Source organism: Rheinheimera sp. UJ63 (assembly GCF_021568285.1).
GTDB classification, from domain to species: Bacteria; Pseudomonadota; Gammaproteobacteria; order Enterobacterales; family Alteromonadaceae; genus Alishewanella; species Alishewanella maricola.
The window spans coordinates 98133-116346 of sequence record NZ_JAKGTQ010000001.1 but is presented as its reverse complement, the minus strand read 5'-3'; the positions used below and the strand labels follow the sequence as shown (position 1 = coordinate 116346).

Below are 18214 nucleotides of genomic sequence, written 5' to 3'. Positions count from 1 at the left end.
CCTCTGCGGGTTAGTTAGGGTTAGGATTTAAACACTTTACGTAAATCGAGATCTCACGCAGGTGCGCCAGATCTCGACAGCTGAGTGCTTAATTACTGCAATAACCACGACCTGTGCCTTTGGACGGCAGGGTACCCAGTAACTGCTGGCGCATATTGGCAACGCGATAATTCACAAAAGAAGTTAAACCGTAGAAATTGCTCACCGTAGAGGTTTGATTGGTTTTGTATTGGCTATAGCTGTAAAACGCTGTGGGATCCGCTGCAACATGTTGGCCAATTTGTGCGTCAATCGCGGCTACCCAAGCTGCAAAGTTCGCGCTGGCTAAAGGCCCGTCGATCAGTTGTTGTAAATATCCATGGTAGCTAGCCAAGTTGGCGCTATCGGCAAATACTTTGGCAACTAAGGGCTTATTAGCTAAAGCGCCATCGGTAGGTTCGTCAATGTATAAGCCACGAATATCAGCACGGTTACAGCCCATACTAAAAGAGCCAAAGGCTTCATTTAGATCCCAAGGTAACATTGAAAAGACGCCATCTTGTTCATAAATGTAGTAATTGTGCGCTAAAATTCCGTGGTAACTATCCAGATTAGATAAGGCTACACTAACGGCCATGTAGCGTAATACGGAGTCTTGCTCAATGACACTTAAGGCATCGCCGTAAGCCATTTCACGAACAAAGTTAATAAAAGCACCATTATCTGAACTGGCTTCGTTGGTTTTTAATTCAACACCGGTATAACTGCTGAAATTATCGTTAATCCATTGCAGATCGCTGCCCACCCCGTCTGGCTTGTAAAGATCGCCTTGGGTATTGCTAAAATGCCTGGCAATAAAGTCTTCGTTAACAAATTCAACCAATAAATAGAGCCCTTTCAGCTGACCATTAACATAGACATTGACATAAGCATGCTCAGGGGTGGCGACGCCCATTTGCTCCATTAATTCATAGGCAATATATTCGCGCATGTAAGAAGGGTCGTTGAACATATTGTTCAGCACAAATTTTTTCATGCCGAGTAACTTTTGGCCACTGACATATTCATTCACATCAATATTAAAGCTAAAACGTTCGCCGCCCGAGCGGTAAACAGAATCTAAGCTAGAGTTACCCTTAGTACGAATGGCAACACTGTCTAATGTAACGCCTTTATAAGTGACTGCGGTGGGGTAGTATTCTTCATCTAAGGCATTATCAAGCATGTGCTCCCACTTGGCCGCGTCAATCTCAAAGTAAATCGACTCAACCGCGGCTTTGTTATACACCGCCGGTAGCTGATTACTGGCACCTTGCGTGATGGCTAAGGTGTTCTTCTGCCAGCTGCCGTCACTGACTAAACCATAGCTATAACCGGCGGCAACATCGCTCGCTTGCCAGCTGAGGTAATCGACCGTTTCATTATTCAACAGCAGTGATAGTTCGTCTTCTTTACCCAGTTTAAAAGGCACGTAATAGCTGCCGGGGTTTTCATCTGTGGCATAAATCACCAAAAACGCGCCTGGCGCCAAGTTTACATCCGGTAAAGTGACCGGCTCAATATCGCTGCTACTGTCGATAACCTGATATTGATTTAGCGCGATGACACTGTCGCTGTTGTTGTACAACTCAAACCAATCCAACCCCTCATCCAGAGGTGAGGCGACCACTTCATTGATCACCAAGGGCCCGTGTGACGCCGCGATATTGCTTGTAGCAGCAGTAGGCGTTAGTGTAGCAACTGCATCACTGCCATCAGGAAAGCGACCAAAGCTGTAACCGGCTAGCGCTTGGCCGTTTTTCCAACTCAGTTGGTCGACCAAATCCTCGTTTTTATATAAGCTGACCAGATCGGAAGAGCCTAATTTAAAAGCGACGGTGGCGCTGTCTGCCATGGCATCGGTGGTGGCATACACACGATAAAAACTGCCAGAGCCTAAAGTCACCGCCGGTAAGGAAACGGCAACGCCATTCTCATCAGCAACTTGGTAATCACCCAGAAACACGCTACTGTCGCCGCTAACATATAACTCGATCCAATCTGGACCGCCGATAGCATCTTTTGCTACCACTTCGTTAATGCGTAGCGGTGCGTCGTGGTTCGTTTTGGTATCGGTTAATACAACAGCGCCAGTGACTATTTGATTGGCCGCACCTGGAGTGGGGCTCAGTGTTTGTGCGTTATCACTGCCATCGGTATATAAACCAAAGCTATAGCCTTGCGCCGCTTCACCCTCTTGCCAATCTAACTGATCAACTTGTACACCTTGCTTAAATAAGGTTAGGGCATCGTCAGAACCGAGTTTAAAGGTGACATAATATTGCCCTTCGGCAGGGGTATCGGTTTCATCAATCGCTTGAATGACGACAAACTCACCTGCTTTTAAGGCAATGGCCGGGAGGGTTTGCGCACTATGTGAGGTGTTATCATCAACAATGCTGTATTGAGATAAATCTGCGATATCAGCCGTTGCATACAGCTCAAACCAGTCGGCTCCGTCGTTTACTGCTGCCGCAACAATTTCGTTAATTCTTAAGTCACCGGTTGTTTGACTCACCGGTGTGGTAGGGGCAACTGCAACACTGGTGTCGACGTCGCTGCCGCCACCGCAGCCAAATAACAGCAAACTGATTAACGACAAAGGGAACAGGGCAGAGGTTTTACAATTCATATTTCCATCTCAATAACATTCGGGGTATACAGCAACATACCGTGGAAATTTGCATGAATTGTGCAGTTATTGTGAAACCTGCTGAGCTGATGGCTCTAGGCATGAAAGTGAAATGAAAAAATAGCAGAGCGTGCTAGCTAAGATGGCGCATTAAGCAAGCACAATGCTAGCGTTTGAGGTGTATGCAAGCAGCAAACGGTTCCATAAGCAGTTGCTTAACCTTGTTTTAATCTTGCTATTGCATTAATCTGCAGAAATAAATCATATAGATAATGTTCAAAATACGGATTGTTATGAACTTCTCCAAATGTCCGACCTGCCAGCAAAGTGTTGGTATCCATAAATTGTGTTTATCTACTCCTCTGCGCGCTTTTACTTGTAAACATTGCGCAACCTCGCTGTGTATTGAACATAAAATCAGTTCTAGATTTATAATCTATGGCATTTTACCTTTTTTGCTATCGGCATTTGCATATTGGTTAGTTAGTAAAAACGTGCTTTCTGAGGTACTTTTGCTTTTGGTATTCTTTATTTGGATGGTGCTAGGGACGTACTCTGTTCGGGTTGCTATAGCAAAAGACCTTTCCAAGATGGAAAAAGAGTCCGTCAACAAGGTCTAATAACCAAATATTTGTGGACTTAACCTATAGCAGGAAGCTTAAGTGATTGAACCTTTGACCATTAACATTATTTCTATCTTCCTTACCTTACAGTTTGTTATCGCTTGTTGGTTTTTCCATGAAAGAAATCACACCATTAGAGGGTTTAGCGCCTTTCTTTTAGCTGGATTCTGCTTGTTGAGCATGTCAATTCTTGAATTAATCTTAAATAGGCATGCGCCACAAGCCAATGTATTTATAAACAATACGTTATATGCCACAGCGTTATTTTGGTTTTGTCGTGCGTTTAGCGAGCTATTAGAAATACGATCCAACAAAAACCATGAAAGATTTTGTCTGATTGGATCGTTTGTCCCAAGTTTGTTACTCGCATTCTTTCACGACGCAAATGCTGATGTCGTACACTACTGGCATTTCACTATTGGTGTTATGCCCTTGGTTTATCTTACTTATATCGTTGCGAAGAAGGCCCGCTATACCCAGTACCAAGAAGAACTCAGCTACTTTTTTTACACCTTACAACTGATCATACTCTGTCATCTCGTTTTTATTAGCATGGTGTTGTTATCTTTTGCTATTCCTGAATCGACGGTTTTGCAAATTCAAACAGTAAGCTCAATGACTATGCTATTTGGTCACCTGACATTAATTATGGTGTTTTTAATGTTGGCGTTTAGATTGAAACACAATCAAATGAAAAAAGTGGGCGAAACCGATTACTTAACTTCTATTCTAAATCGACGGGCGTTTTTTGAGCGTTTAGAGAGCATACCGAAACGCGATGACTTGTACTTTATTTTGATTGACGCCGATTTCTTTAAAAAAATAAACGATGATTTTGGCCATGATGTTGGCGATGAAGCATTAAAGCATATCGCAAATCAAATCAGCAGCTTGCTGTCTAAGGCGGACCTTTTTGCCCGCTTTGGGGGTGAAGAGTTTATTATTGCTATTGCCAATATCTCTGAAACTAATATCAAAGCCGTGGCAGAGCGTATCCGACAAAAAATCGCGAATACGCCATTACTCTATAATAACCTGAATATTCCTCTCACCTTAAGTATTGGGGTGTCTCAGTATTCAGGCGCTGACGTACAAGACGATATCAAAACAGCAGATGCCATGCTTTATCAAGCTAAAGGTAATGGCAGAAACCAAACGGTGTTCTCGTTTAATTAAACTGATGAACTCATGGGATCAAACTGATGAGGTCAGGCCTTGAGAGTTAAATGTAGTCATAACAACGCTCGCTAAAACCTCAATACCAACCATTAGCGAGTACCAAAGTTTGTGCCTTAAAAGCAGGCATTTTCTAAACCAAGTATTGCTAGCGTTAAAAACACGATTAACGCCTCTTTTTCATGCGATGAGCTATACTTTATTTTTAATTCTCCGCCGAGATTTCATCTTCAGCAGCGTTCTTGCTTTATCGCTCAAATGGCTGTTGTTCATCCTTTGTTTGATCCGATGCAGTAGGTGGTAGCGTTTTATAAATAGGCTTGAGTCGTCGCCTTAAAAAAAACGGCATAGTTGTACAAGTTGAGTATGACGCATCTGTTAAGGAGCAGGTTCGCTGAGCGGCCACGTTTCCTTTTGTGAATAAACAACTTAGGAAACGTATTTTATGCTAAAACCCCTCAGTTTTTCGCTATTAGCGCTATCGTCGGTCATGGCTTTTGCCGAGTCTTATCCCGATCGCACACTTGATGTTAATGCGCCACCGCTGTTATTGCAGTCAAACGGCTTTACCTATCCGGCGCAGACACATTTAGAATCTGAAGCCTTGGTGCATGATGTGGTGTTTTTCTACTCGAACGATATGCTGGATTACTTTCAGAATGATGTTGAGCAGCTGCTTGCTTATGTTGAAGGGGCGGTGAAGATTAATAATGACAGTTTTCGACGCCAAGATATTCCATTACGCCGCAGAATAGCGGGGGTAGTGGCGATACCCACAGATTTAGTTTATGACGATAAAGCTGAGCGGGAAGAACGGCTTAATAATTTGCGCAGTGTGTATTTCAACAGAACTTATGATTTTAGTTTTTACTACGATACCTCTTATGTTGTGGCGCTGAATCGTTATTATCCCGATATTGTTGCCACTATTGGCCTGGCTGAAGTAAGCGGTAAATACTCTTGGGTCTCTCCGGTTGGGCTCGGTTTAGCCGACCGCACTTTAGCGCATGAGTTAGGGCACAACGATGGTTTTATTCATGATACCGAAAGTTATAACAGTTACACCACGGCTGAGCGCACGCTTTTAGCTGCGCCATTCGCCCGTGGTAGCACCTGTGGTAACTTTGACAGTATTATGAAAAGCAGCACGGGTAATCGTAGTGAGGGCTTCTTTTCATCGCCGTTAGTGAGTAACAGCCAAGGCGTAGCTTGTGGGGTAAATGAAGAGGCAGATGCCGCACGAGCTTATAAAGAAGCCATGGTCAGTCTTATTCCTAATCGTCAACGGCCTTTTGCTAACAATACACCCGCTAAAGCCGCTTCAGGCACGGTCGCTTTATCTCTGCCAAGTGCGGTGATCAATGAAGGGCAAACGTTAATCGTTGAAGTCAACTGGTCAGGGGCCGCATTAGGTGATGTTGTGCAGTTAATTACGCGCAAAGCGACTGCGGATCTCACTGATTTTCAGTCCACGCTTAAAAGTGTTTACTTTGATGGCAGCAACACCACAAGCCAAGTGACCGTGGCAACCTTCCAAGATGCGGTGTTTGAGCAAGATGAGGTGTTCGTCGTGGAGCTGATCGATCCTTATGGTGTCAGTATTGCCAGCAATGCCGCATCGCAAACCGTGACGATCACCTCAGATGATATGGGTAATCCCGGTGTGATTAACTTTTCACAAAACACTTTGCAATTATCCGAAGGCCAGAATGCCAATTTAACGCTTAATCGAACAAATGGTGCCGATGGTCAAATTAGCGTTACCGTGCTAACCGAAGCGGGCAGTGCCACTGCTGACGATTTTACCCCGATTAACCGTGAAGTGGTTTTTGCCAATGGCGAGCTGAGCAAAACCATTAATGTTGCGGCCACAGCCGATGTGCTCGCCGAACCTGCTGAAACTTTTACCGTGCGCTTAACGGGCAATAGCCAAGTGATTGGCACTAATAATAGTGTCAGCGTCACTATTAACGCCTCTAGTGCCCCAGCATCGGGTGGCAACACCGGAAGTAACAGCAGCTCGGGAGGCGGTAGCAGTAACCTGTCGGCACTTTGGTTGTTAGTGTTAGTGGCGCTGCGTCGGCGCTTTGCTAATACCCCTCACGGGGGCAGAGCTTAAAAGTTGCATTGTTAAGCCACAAAACGTTTTAAAACGGATATGCGGCTGTGTCAGGAAATTAAAGACGTTACGCCAAAGCTTAAGGGCGCTGTCAAAGCTTGATGGGGGGCAGATAGTCAGTGAAGCCGTTTAAGTTGACTTCCAAAACTCGCTATTTTCTTCTCTGAGAAAAACTGAATTATTTTAATGTGTTATGCAGTTTTGCTATCAAATTAAATTCGCCAAGCTTTTATCGATAGCGCTTGAGCATGAAATTCATACGAGAGAATTAATGAAAGTACCTTACCTATTGAGAACGCTAATCATTGTTTTTATTATATTTAACGGGAATATTGCCGCTGATGAGCTTTATCTAACAATCGAAGAGCGCGAACAGCAGGCTGTTTTAATTGTGAGTGCTGAGGTTGTCAGTTTAGTACCGCTAAAGTTTTCAGAAGATTTGTACGCGCGAAAGGTCGCTATTCTTGCAATTCAAAATATCACCAAAGGAAATACGAACTCTGAATTTATATTAGTTTCAGTTGGCTATTATTGGCCTTATGGGATGTTGAATAGCCAAGATATTAAAGTTGAGGTAGGTATGAGAGGCACTTGGTTCCTTACTAAAGAAAAAGAAACGGGGCTATTTCAATTAAATAGCCCAAGTGATGTGGTGATTAACACATTAAACTAGCTTGATTATTTTTCTTTCTTAATTGGAAAAACATTATTAAGCAGGCAGAGAAAAACAAGATTATTGCAGGGGGTTCTGATACTGCTGCTGATCTTAAACCAAGGTTATTAACTAAATCTTGCATATTCACATTACTAAAGGCTCTATCTTTAAGTCTTTCGCCATTAGGCATTAAAGAGGGGCTCGCTCCTGTAGCCATTAGGCCCCATAGTGATTCGCCTGGGTTTATTTGTTGACCGCTAGGATGGAACTGATTCAAACCATGGCCTATCTCATGCGATAAAGTTCCGGCAATAGCATTAACTGCCTCGTTCATATCCCAAGTTCCGCCGGCTGCTAAAGTCAGTGCAGAAAAAATATTATTGGAAAAAATAGAGCCAAAGATGTTATTTATCGTGGTTGGAAAGCGTGCAATGCCTCCAGGGCCTGAAACACAGGAAATACAAGCCACACCAAACCCATTGTGGGGGCCAGAAAGACGAGAACCCACTTGGATCGTGTAGTGATTGGGATCGATAGCTGATACATCGTCAGTTACAGCTGCTTTTACAAAATCAATATTTAATTGTTTATCGTTGCTGATAAAGCCATAAAGACTACTATTGTAAAAATCATTTCGCACGGCTGTCATAATGGCATCAGTCAGTGAGTTAAAGGTGCTTGCTGCGAATCCTGCTTGTGTCACGTCAAATGCAGATGTGGTGTTTCCCCACATATCAGTCGAGGTAGAGGTAAAATCAACTTTTATTAGTAATGCGTTAGCCGAATAACTGGTTATCGCGAACAAAAAAAGGGCCAGAAAGCTTACCTTTTTTAACATAAATCCATCCCGTTGTTTGAATTTTTAGTTTGAAATTAAACTATAGACTAAAATAGCTGTTTATTTGCCTCTTTCTTTTCTTTCGGGTGCAAACTAAAAGAGTAAGGCCTTGAACGTTGCATTGTGAAGCCGCAAAACGTTTCAAATCAGATATGCAGCTGTGTCAGGAAATTAAAGGCGTTACGCCAAAGTAAGCAGACTTAAGATTTGTTCAAATCACGTTTAGTGGTTATTATCAGATGTCTGGTTTTTGCAAAGGACTGATCTTATGCGTTATCTGTGGTTAATTTTGCCCATTTTCTTTACTTTAACGGGCTGTCAAAGCGCCTATTATTCGGCGATGGAAAAGGTTGGCGTGCATAAGCGCGATATTTTAGTTGATCGGGTAGAAGAAGCGCAGCAATCACAGCAAGAGGCGCAGCAGCAGTTTAAATCGGCGCTCGAACAGTTCAGCAGCTTAATAAAGTTCGATGGTGGCGACTTACAGCGTATGTATGAAGCGACCGACAGTGAGTTTCAAGCCTGTAGCAAAGCCGCCGCAGAGGTAAGTGGCCGCATCGACAGTATCGAATCGGTAGCCGATGCCTTATTTGACGAGTGGCAAGATGAGCTGGAGCTTTACAGCAACGACAAACTGAAACGCGACAGCGCGCGCAAACTGGCTGCTACTAAGCGCCAATATACCAGTTTACTGAAAACCATGCGCCGCGCCGAAGACAGTATGCAGCCTGTGCTGGCTTCACTGCAAGATAACACTCTGTATTTAAAGCATAACCTAAACGCCAAAGCGATTGGGGCGTTAAAAGGTGAGTTTAATTCCATTCAAAAAGACATTAACCGACTGATTGCTGAAATGAATACTGCAATTAAGCAAAGCGAACAGTTTGTGGCAGCGTTAAAACAATAAATTCAACAACAGTAAATATCATTAGTCAGGAGTACGTTATGGCAGGTCAGGGCTCAGGTGGCAACGTTATCGCCGCCTTGTGTAATGTGTTTATCCCCGGGTTAGGACAGCTGGTGCAAGGCCGTATTTTAGCGGCTATCGTGTTTTTTGTTATTTGTGCTGTGGGTTATGCCACCTTTTGGTTGGTGATCCCGGCTATTGTCGCTGCCATAGCGCACTTATGGTCGATAATTGATGCGGCTAAGTTTCGACCGCTTGTTTAATACTGCTGTGGCGATACGTTTAAAAATATGATTTTAAAGCGACTTTTCAGACAGTCGCTTTTTTGTTTTAAGGCCAAATTAAAAACTCTATGCGTGGTTTTCCTATGGTTGGCCAGATAAAGCAAAAACACGGTAACGTCATCGTTAAATGGCTCGCCAATGTTAGAGAGCATTCATGAAAACAACAGAATTTGAATCAGAGTGGTGTTTACTGCAACAGCAGTTTGACAGCTACGAGAAGCATTCTCTTTATATAAAACTATTAAGCATTACGGTGGTATTAGTTGCACAGCTGGCAAGTGGGGTGAATGTTTTTATCTTGCTGCTGTTGGCAGTGCTTTGGCTACAAGATGCCATTTGGAAAACCTTTCAGTCTCGCATAGCGGCTCGGCTATTTCAGGTTGAGCTGGCTATTGCCGCGCAAGCTGAAGCCCCTGCTTTTCAGTTTAATACTGAATATCAAAAAGGCAGTTTAACCGGACTATCCCTTATGCAAGAGTATGCTCGTCAAGCTATTCGACCGACAGTGGCGTTTCCGTATATCGTATTAATACTCATGTTATCGGTGCGATGGCTAGTTTAGGTTTGGGGTTATCGCATCTAACTTCATGTCAGGGGCAGGCCTTGCTTTTTGTAGGTTCGCTGGTCAACGTTGGCCGCGGCTTTGGCAACAGTACCGAGTTTAAAAATTAGGCCCTCACCTCATTTGGTTTTTGTGTTGATGGCGCTAGCTTACATGAGCCGGGTACGGCTAAAGAAAAGGGCTTAGAAAAACAAACGTATACAGCTGTATGGCGCTTTTATTCACGCCAGTTAGCATAAGCGCTATTGCCAAAGCTGTACTAATTAGTAAGCTAGAACCTCAGCAACTTCTGCAAAAGCAGTGGCTTGGCTTGCTAGCTAGTGCGATACACCGCGCTGAACAATCAAATAAGGTAAAAGCCAATGAAGCCATCCATAACACGACTCATTTACCTGCTATTGCTGTTTGCGTTCGCTGGTTGCAGTAATAAAGCGGTCTATCAGAATTTGCAGCTTAATAAAAAGCAGCAATGTCAGCAATTACCGGTCAGCCAATATGATGAGTGTATGCGAAGTATCCCTCTAACTTACGAAGAGTATGAGCGGGAACGGCAGGAAGTGCTGAAAACGAGTAAAAAGACCAAAGACTAGCAGTTAATAGTTAATTGAAACCCCGTTAGCCTTCGAGGTCAGATACCGAGCTCTCTCAAGCTCTTAGAATTTAACGTTTTCGCCGTTGGCGAGATACTTTCTTTTGCGTCGCCAAAAGAAAGTATCCAAAGAAAATGCGACCCCACTTCCGCTCGAAAGCCCAACTGCTCGTGCGCTGTCCAAGGCGAAAACGTAACTCGCGCGGCGCTACCGTCGCCGCACTCAAACACTCGTTTTCTTAAAACCTTGGCCAACGATGATCAGTCGGCTCGCTCTAAGGGGAATAAAAGCCAGAGTGGTATTCGCTTAGCGAGTAGCTTCGGGTTCAGATACCAAGACCCTCAACGTTTTCGCCGTTGGCGAGATACTTTCTTTTGCGTCGCCAGAAGAAAGTATCCAAAGAAAATGCCCCTCTTCCGCTCGAAAGCCCGGCTGCTCATGCGCTGTCCAAGGCAAAAACGTCACTGACGCTATGCTTCGTCGCCGCACTCAAACCCCCGTTTTCTTAAAACCTTGGCCAGCGATGGTCAACCGGCTCGCTGCAATGGGGAGAGTCTTAGAGGTATTCACTTAGCTGGATAGCTTTGGTAAAGAACCCTTCGGGGCCAGATACCGAGAAACACTGATAACTGTGAAGCATTCTTCGCAGTGAGTTATGGTGCTGCCGCTTTCAGCTTGCCATGTTGATAGTGATAGAATAGTATCACTTTAGTGTTTCTTTGGAGCCTCACAGATGAAAGTAGAACTCGTGACATCACTAAAGCGTCAAGCAACAAAGATCCTTGCCGAGCTGCACGATACGAAAGAGCCTGTACTGATCACTGAACATGGAAAACCGTCCGCTTATCTTATTGATGTAGACGATTATGCGTTTATGCAAAATCGTCTAGCAATCTTGGAAGGTATTGCTCGTGGTGAGCGCGCTTTAGCTAATGGTGAAGTCATCAGCCATCAAGATGCTAAGGACAAAATGTCAAAATGGCTGAAATAGTTTGGAGCGACCCCGCTTTATCGGATCTGAATGATATTGCTGAATACATTGTTCTTGAAAATGCAGTTGCGGCGAAACAACGGGTGCAAACCGTCTTCACTAAAGTAGAGTGTTTAGCCGATTTTCCAGAGTCTGGACGTATTCCGCCAGAACTCGCGCATCTCAAGTATCGTGAATTGTTGGTCAATCCATGCCGTGTTTTTTACAAGTGTGATAGTGAAAAGGTGTATATTCTTTTTGTTATGCGCTCGGAAAGAGATTTGCGTTTGTTTATGCTGACTAAACTGTAGTTTTTACCCTTCGAGCCTTGAGCTTTCGTGGCCAGATAACCCGTTCCAATTTTAACTCAAAACGAGTTCTTCCAACCCTACAAACAAAAGACATGCCGTTCTAAATTAAACCTAACCTCTTCATATTGATATAAGCCATCCACCACAAACCCCGCTACAGGCCGCTAGCTGCAACAGGCTCACGCATTTGGACGGCGGCTCAGTGAGCTTGGATCTCACAAGAGCCTTAAATTTTGCCTTAGATTTTTTGGTAAGTGGGTTTGATTCATTACAAAAAGTAATCCAAATTGGGCTGTTTACCCAAGAGGCCTTGCGGTATAATCCAGCAGTATTTTTTAGTCCAAGCTGCAGGCTTATTGCGTAACAGGCTGAAATTTAAAGCCTTTTGCTGCGATGGTTTTTCTGCTGCTGACCCTCACATTAAGTAGGAAAAAAATAATGGCTCAAAAAACCGTGTTACACGCCAGCCACCTCGCTGCCGGTGCCAAGATGGTCGATTTCTTTGGCTGGGATATGCCGATTAACTACGGCTCACAGATCGAAGAACACCACGCCGTGCGTCAAGACGCGGGCATGTTTGATGTGTCGCACATGACCATCGTTGACCTAACCGGTGCCAACACGCGTAATTTCCTGCGTTATTTAGTCGCCAATGATGTCGCCAAATTAACCGTGCCAGGTAAAGCCTTATACACCGGCATGTTGAATGCAGACGGCGGTGTGATTGACGATTTAATCGTGTATTTCCTGCAAGAAGACTTCTTCCGTTTGGTGGTTAATTCGGCCACCCGCGATAAAGATCTGGCGCACATCAATGCGCAAGCTAAAGCTTTCGACGTGACGGTAACAGAGCGTCCAGAATTCGCGATGATTGCCGTACAAGGCCCAAATGCGAAAGCTAAAGTTGCCACCTTATTAAATGAAAACCAACTGGCTGCCGTCGCCGGCATGAAACCCTTCTTTGGTGTGCAAGCAGGCGACTTGTTTATTGCGACCACCGGTTACACTGGCGAAGACGGTTATGAAATTGCCCTGCCAAACGAGCAAGCGGCCGATTTATGGCAGCGTTTAGTGGATGCTGGCGTAAAACCCTGTGGTTTAGGTGCGCGCGATACATTACGTTTAGAAGCCGGCATGAACTTACATGGCCAAGATATGGATGAAAGCGTATCGCCATTAGCCGCTAACATGGGTTGGACTATCGCCTGGGAACCGGCTGAGCGTGATTTTATTGGTCGTGCAGCGCTTACGCAAGCTAAAGCGGCAGGTACTGAGAAGTTGGTGGGTTTAGTGATGGAACAAAAAGGCGTGTTACGTCATGGTCAGCGCGTAGTTACCCCAGCAGGCGAAGGCGTGATTACTTCAGGGACTTTTTCACCTACACTAGGTTTTAGTATTGCGATGGCGCGCGTACCTGCTGCGACTACCGATACGGCTGAAGTGGATATTCGTGGCAAAATGGTTGCGGTTAAAGTGATCAAGCCGGCCTTTGTCCGCGCAGGAAAAAAACTCGTTTAAGCCGCAAACTGCGCACTAATTTACACCGAACTACAACATAAAACAGCTAAGGAAAATAACATGAGCAACATCCCTGCGAATTTAAAATATGCATCTAGTCACGAATGGCTGCGAGCAGACGGTGACGGTGTTTACACTGTAGGTATTACTGAGCATGCTCAAGATCTGTTAGGCGATATGGTGTTTGTTGAATTACCAGAAGTGGGTGACACTGTAGAACAAGGCGGCGATTGCGCTGTTGCTGAATCGGTTAAAGCCGCTTCTGACATCTACGCCCCCGTAGCCGGTGAAGTGATTGCGGTTAACGAAGCCTTAGCGGACTCACCAGAATTGGTAAACAGCAGCCCATACGCTGAGGGTTGGATGTTTAAAATTAAGATTGCTGATGAAGCCCAATTAGCCAGTTTGTTAGACGCTGCGGGTTACCAGAGCGCTATCGAAGAGTAATATCGGCTGTTTTAGCTGTTGGCCACCAAGCAATACAGTATCTATTTCATGATGATGCTGTATTGGTTGTTTAACGTTTCACCCGCGGCTGTTCATTATTAATGACAACGGCTGTAAAGAAAAACGGCTGATAGCGAAATCGCAAAGTGTGCTGTGCTTATTTGGATCAATCTATTTGAGCTTACACTGCGTAAGCAACCGAGTTCGCACACTCGCATTTTTTATGTCAGCTGGCGTAGCAGCTTACACCTTAACTGCTTTGCGCCCGCTGTGACAACCGCTGCACCAATACCAGGAATTAAGCATGACCCATACCGCTGTTAAAACCCTGACGCAACTCGCCAAACACGATGAATTTATTCAGCGCCATATCGGCCCAGACAGTGCCGAAACGGCAGCCATGCTGCAAGAACTGGGCGTTGACAGCCTAGAGCAGTTAATTGCTGAAACCGTGCCAGCGAGCATCCGCTTACCTGAGCCGTTATCTATTGGTGACAGCCGCACTGAAGCCGATGCTCTAAGCTTTTTAAAAGCCGCTGCGTCAAAAAACAAAATGTATAAATCATACATTGGTATGGGTTATCACCCGACATTAACGCCAAACGTTATTCTGCGTAATGTATTAGAAAACCCAGGTTGGTACACGGCCTACACGCCTTACCAGCCTGAAATTGCTCAAGGCCGTTTAGAGTCTTTATTAAATTTCCAGCAGTTATCGTTAGATCTAACGGGTATGGAATTAGCCAGCGCTTCATTGTTAGATGAAGCCACTGCCGCAGCAGAAGCCATGGCGTTAGCCAAGCGTGTTGCTAAGAGCAAATCTAATACTTACTTTATTGCTGACGACGTACATCCACAAACTATCGACGTGGTAAAAACCCGCGCGGAAATGTTTGGTTTTGAAATTATCGTTGGTAACGTTAACGAAGCGACAGATTTAGATGTGTTTGGTGCTTTGTTACAGTACCCAAATACACGCGGTGATATTCGTGATGACAGCGCTTTAATTGCTGCTATTCAGGCGAAAAAAGCGGTGGTTGCCGTGGCTACCGATCCTATGGCATTGATGTTGTTAAAAGCGCCAGGTGAATTAGGTGCTGACGTGGTGCTAGGTTCTATGCAACGTTTTGGTGTGCCTATGTGCTACGGCGGCCCACACGCGGCTTTCTTTGCCACCCGCGATGCCTATAAGCGCTCTATGCCAGGTCGCATTATCGGTGTATCAAAAGATCGCCGTGGTAATCAAGCCCTGCGTATGGCCATGCAAACCCGCGAGCAGCATATCCGCCGCGAAAAAGCCAACTCGAACATCTGTACCGCGCAAGTATTACTGGCCAATATGGCGTCATTCTATGCGGTATATCACGGTCCACAAGGTTTAAAAGACATTGCTGAGCGTATTCATCGCAGTGCCGATATCTTTGCTGCCGGTGTTAAAGCTAAGGGTGTTAAGTTAGTTAATCACCATTGGTTTGATACAGTAAGCTTTACCGTTGCGGATCGTGCTGCCGTTATCGCCCGTGCTTTAGCTGCGGGTGTAAACTTACGCACGGACATGGCCGATTGTTTAGCCGTGAGCTTTAACGAAGCCACCAAAGCCGCTGATATTGCTGAGCTGTTTGATATCGTATTAGGCAACGGTCATGGCTTAGATGTTCAAGCCTTAGATGCCGCTATTGTGGCTGAGGGTTCAACCTCTATCCCTGCCGATTTAGCACGTATCAGTGCGGTATTAACGCACCCGGTATTTAACCAGTATCACTCTGAAACAGAAATGCTGCGTTATATCAAAAAGTTAGAAAACAAAGATTTAGCACTGAACCACTCAATGATCAGCCTAGGTTCTTGCACCATGAAGTTAAACGCAACTGCTGAGATGATCCCGATTACGTGGCCAGAGTTTGCCTCGTTACACCCGTTCGTACCGCGCGATCAAGCCGATGGTTACTACGAGATGATTGGCGAGTTAGGCCGTTGGTTAGTTAATATCACCGGTTATGACGATATTTCTATGCAGCCAAACTCGGGTGCGCAGGGCGAATACGCCGGTATGGTTGCTATTCGTAAATATCACGAAAGCCGTGGTGAAGGTCACCGTAATATCTGTTTAATCCCGGTGTCGGCGCACGGTACTAACCCAGCGACAGCAGCCATGACCAGTTACGAAGTTGTACTGGTAGATTGTGATAAATCAGGCAACATCGATATGGCTGATTTAAAAGCGAAAGCGGCGGAAGTGGGCGATCGTTTAGCCGCCATCATGGTGACTTACCCGTCAACACACGGTGTATTTGAAGAAACCATCGCTGAGCTTTGTGACGTGGTGCACTCTTATGGTGGCCAAGTTTACATGGACGGCGCTAATATGAACGCGCAAGTCGGCTTAACCTCACCCGGCTTTATCGGCTCAGACGTGTCGCACTTAAACCTGCACAAAACCTTCTGTATTCCACACGGTGGTGGCGGCCCGGGTATGGGTCCTATTGGTGTGAAAAGCCATTTAGCACCGTTCTTACCGAATCACAGTATTGTCAAAATTGACAACACCGGCAGCAGCAACGGTGCGGTAGCGGCAGCACCTTTTGGTAGTGCGGGTATTCTGCCAATCAGCTGGATGTACATTGCCATGATGGGCAGTGAAGGTTTAAAACAAGCTACCGAGTACGCGATTTTAACCGCTAACTACGTAGCCAAGAAATTAAACCCACACTTCCCGGTGTTGTATGTAGGTACTAAAGGCCACGTGGCGCACGAATGTATTATCGACATTCGGCCATTAAAAGAAGCCAGCGGTATTACCGAAATGGACATTGCTAAACGCTTAATGGACTTCGGTTATCACTCACCAACGATGAGCTTCCCGGTAGCCGGCACGCTGATGATTGAACCCACAGAATCAGAAAGCAAAGCCGAGCTGGATAAGTTTATTGAAGCGATGATCACCATTCGTGCGGAAATTGCCAAAGTGGAAGCAGGCGAATGGACTGTTGATAACAACCCATTAGCTTTCGCACCACACAGTATGGAAGATATCTTCGACCCAGCATGGGATCGCGCTTACGAGCGTCAATATGCTGCCTTCCCAGTGAAGTTTGTCGCAGAAAACAAATTTTGGCCAACGGTAACCCGTATTGATGACGTGTACGGCGACCGTAACCTAATGTGTTCATGCCCAAGCCCGGAAGATTACAGATAAGTTATTGATAAAAAAGAGCTTATTGATCTTCCTCGTGTAATCGGCAATAATGAAAGCCCTCAAGTTTGAGGGCTTTTTTATCGCTAAAATGGTCAGCCAACGCGTATTTTCAACGCTGGCTATTGATAACGTGTAACGCAAAATGAATGCTGCAGTTGCACAGAGTAACGACATCACATTTTAATCGGCTTTGGCGTACGTGTTATCGATGCAAGCTGATTGGGCCATTTCTCAGTCAGCGTTAAGGCATCGCAGATTACCGCTGCGTTATTTATCACGTTTAGGCGACAGCCAGCACACTCTCAACTTAGTCATTAAGGGCAAGCTACCATGAGCAAGATTTACGTGTTACATGAAAACAATGAATGGACCGTGCATTTACAAAATCGACTCGATGAATTGAATTACCCTTATGAGCTATGGCATTTAGATGAAGGCATCATCGATTTAGCCAGTGAGCCACCCGAGGGCGTTTTTTATAATCGTATGAGTGCTTCTTCTCATACCCGTGATCACCGGTTTGCCCCTGAACTGGCTGGCGCAGTAATCGCTTGGCTGGAATTTCATGGCCGTAAAGTAATCAACGGCAGTGGCGCATTGCGTTTAGAGATCAGTAAAGTACATCAATACTTGGCTTTAGAAAAAGCCGGTATCGCCACGCCAAAAACCATTGCTGCCGTAGGCAAAAAACACATCATCGCCGCCGCAAACTCGTTAGGCATGGGCTCATTTATTACCAAGCATAACCGTGCGGGCAAGGGGCAAGGTGTGCAATTATTTCACTCGGTACAGGCACTGCAAGAGTATCTTGATGGTCCGAATTTTGATGCGCCGGTGGATGGCATTACCCTTATTCAACAATATATTAAAGCGACCGAACCCTTTATCATCCGACATGAGTTTATTGGTGGTAAGTTTTTGTATGGTGTGAAAGTGGATACCTCTGAAGGGTTTGAGCTTTGCCCAGCCGATGCCTGCTCAATAGGTAATATGTTCTGCCCAACGGATGAAAAACCGGCACAGCCCAAAGCGAAATTTGACATACTGCAAGACTATCGCCCCGCCTTTATTGAGCAGTATGAAGCTTTTTTAAAAGCGAATGGCATTGACGTTGCGGGTATCGAGGCCATCCAAGATGCTGATGGCAACAGCTATGCCTATGATGTAAATACCAACACCAATTATAATTCAGACGCTGAGGCCAAAGCGGGGCAATTTGGCATGCTTGAGCTGGCACATTACTTAAAAGCCGAGTTAGATAAATTATCTGCCTAAGTTTTCGGATCGGCTGACGCAATCTTAGTGCTAAGGCACACCTTGTCTGGATTGCGCCATTACATAAACCGCTGCTACAAGGCCGCGGTTTTT

15 protein-coding genes are annotated in these 18214 nt (G+C 45.1%); 13 read left to right on the top strand and 2 right to left on the bottom strand.

The window, feature by feature from the left end:
* Window positions 1-88: 88 nt before the first annotated feature.
* Window positions 89-2650, bottom strand: a complete 2562-nt coding sequence (locus tag L1N97_RS00500; RefSeq protein WP_236128508.1) for a CotH kinase family protein — start codon at window positions 2648-2650, stop codon at window positions 89-91.
* 1049 nt (window positions 2651-3699) lie between these two features.
* Here L1N97_RS00500 and L1N97_RS00495 point away from each other — a divergent pair.
* From L1N97_RS00495 to L1N97_RS00485, 3 genes are all read left to right on the top strand, one after another.
* On the top strand, window positions 3700-4449 hold the full coding sequence (locus tag L1N97_RS00495) for a GGDEF domain-containing protein (RefSeq protein WP_236128507.1): 750 nt from the start codon (window positions 3700-3702) through the stop codon (window positions 4447-4449).
* A gap of 445 nt (window positions 4450-4894) precedes the next feature.
* A complete protein-coding gene (locus L1N97_RS00490; RefSeq protein WP_236128506.1) occupies window positions 4895-6568 on the top strand; it encodes a Calx-beta domain-containing protein in 1674 nt (557 codons plus the stop codon).
* A 271-nt stretch (window positions 6569-6839) separates the two neighbouring features.
* Entirely contained in the window at window positions 6840-7241 is a 402-nt protein-coding gene (locus L1N97_RS00485; RefSeq protein ID WP_236128505.1) for a hypothetical protein, read from the top strand.
* On the opposite strand, the gene L1N97_RS00480 is transcribed toward L1N97_RS00485, so the two are convergent.
* Entirely contained in the window at window positions 7225-8061 is an 837-nt protein-coding gene (locus L1N97_RS00480; RefSeq protein WP_229585052.1) for a hypothetical protein, read from the bottom strand. The genes L1N97_RS00485 and L1N97_RS00480 overlap by 17 nt on opposite strands.
* 268 nt (window positions 8062-8329) lie before the next feature.
* Here L1N97_RS00480 and L1N97_RS00475 point away from each other — a divergent pair, with 268 nt between their 5' ends.
* From L1N97_RS00475 to L1N97_RS00430, 10 genes are all read left to right on the top strand, one after another.
* Window positions 8330-8968, top strand: a complete 639-nt coding sequence (locus L1N97_RS00475) for a DUF2959 domain-containing protein (RefSeq protein WP_229585053.1) — start codon at window positions 8330-8332, stop codon at window positions 8966-8968.
* A gap of 38 nt (window positions 8969-9006) precedes the next feature.
* Entirely contained in the window at window positions 9007-9231 is a 225-nt protein-coding gene (locus L1N97_RS00470; RefSeq protein ID WP_229585054.1) for a hypothetical protein, read from the top strand.
* A 175-nt stretch (window positions 9232-9406) separates the two neighbouring features.
* Window positions 9407-9814 carry a hypothetical protein gene (locus L1N97_RS00465; RefSeq protein WP_236128504.1) on the top strand — a complete coding sequence of 136 codons (408 nt, stop codon included), beginning with the start codon at window positions 9407-9409 and terminating at the stop codon, window positions 9812-9814.
* 362 nt (window positions 9815-10176) lie between these two features.
* Window positions 10177-10404: a hypothetical protein gene (locus L1N97_RS00460; protein WP_236128503.1), complete on the top strand. Its 228-nt coding sequence runs from the start codon at window positions 10177-10179 to the stop codon at window positions 10402-10404.
* A gap of 733 nt (window positions 10405-11137) precedes the next feature.
* Complete coding sequence (locus tag L1N97_RS00455) at window positions 11138-11395, top strand: type II toxin-antitoxin system Phd/YefM family antitoxin (RefSeq protein ID WP_229585057.1); 258 nt, start codon at window positions 11138-11140, stop codon at window positions 11393-11395.
* The gene (locus L1N97_RS00450) at window positions 11383-11685 is read left to right on the top strand and encodes a type II toxin-antitoxin system RelE/ParE family toxin (protein WP_236128502.1); all 303 of its coding nucleotides are present in this window, start codon (window positions 11383-11385) and stop codon (window positions 11683-11685) included. Before L1N97_RS00455 ends, L1N97_RS00450 begins: the two co-directional genes overlap by 13 nt.
* Before the next feature lie 438 nt (window positions 11686-12123).
* Window positions 12124-13203: a glycine cleavage system aminomethyltransferase GcvT gene (gene gcvT / locus L1N97_RS00445; protein ID WP_236128501.1), complete on the top strand. Its 1080-nt coding sequence runs from the start codon at window positions 12124-12126 to the stop codon at window positions 13201-13203.
* A 60-nt stretch (window positions 13204-13263) separates the two neighbouring features.
* A complete protein-coding gene (gene gcvH / locus L1N97_RS00440) occupies window positions 13264-13650 on the top strand; it encodes a glycine cleavage system protein GcvH (protein ID WP_226750726.1) in 387 nt (128 codons plus the stop codon).
* Window positions 13651-13954: 304 nt separating this feature from the next.
* Window positions 13955-16846 carry an aminomethyl-transferring glycine dehydrogenase gene (gcvP, locus tag L1N97_RS00435; RefSeq protein ID WP_236128500.1) on the top strand — a complete coding sequence of 964 codons (2892 nt, stop codon included), beginning with the start codon at window positions 13955-13957 and terminating at the stop codon, window positions 16844-16846.
* Window positions 16847-17176: 330 nt separating this feature from the next.
* Entirely contained in the window at window positions 17177-18121 is a 945-nt protein-coding gene (locus L1N97_RS00430) for an ATP-grasp domain-containing protein (RefSeq protein WP_236128499.1), read from the top strand.
* Window positions 18122-18214: the final 93 nt, after the last annotated feature.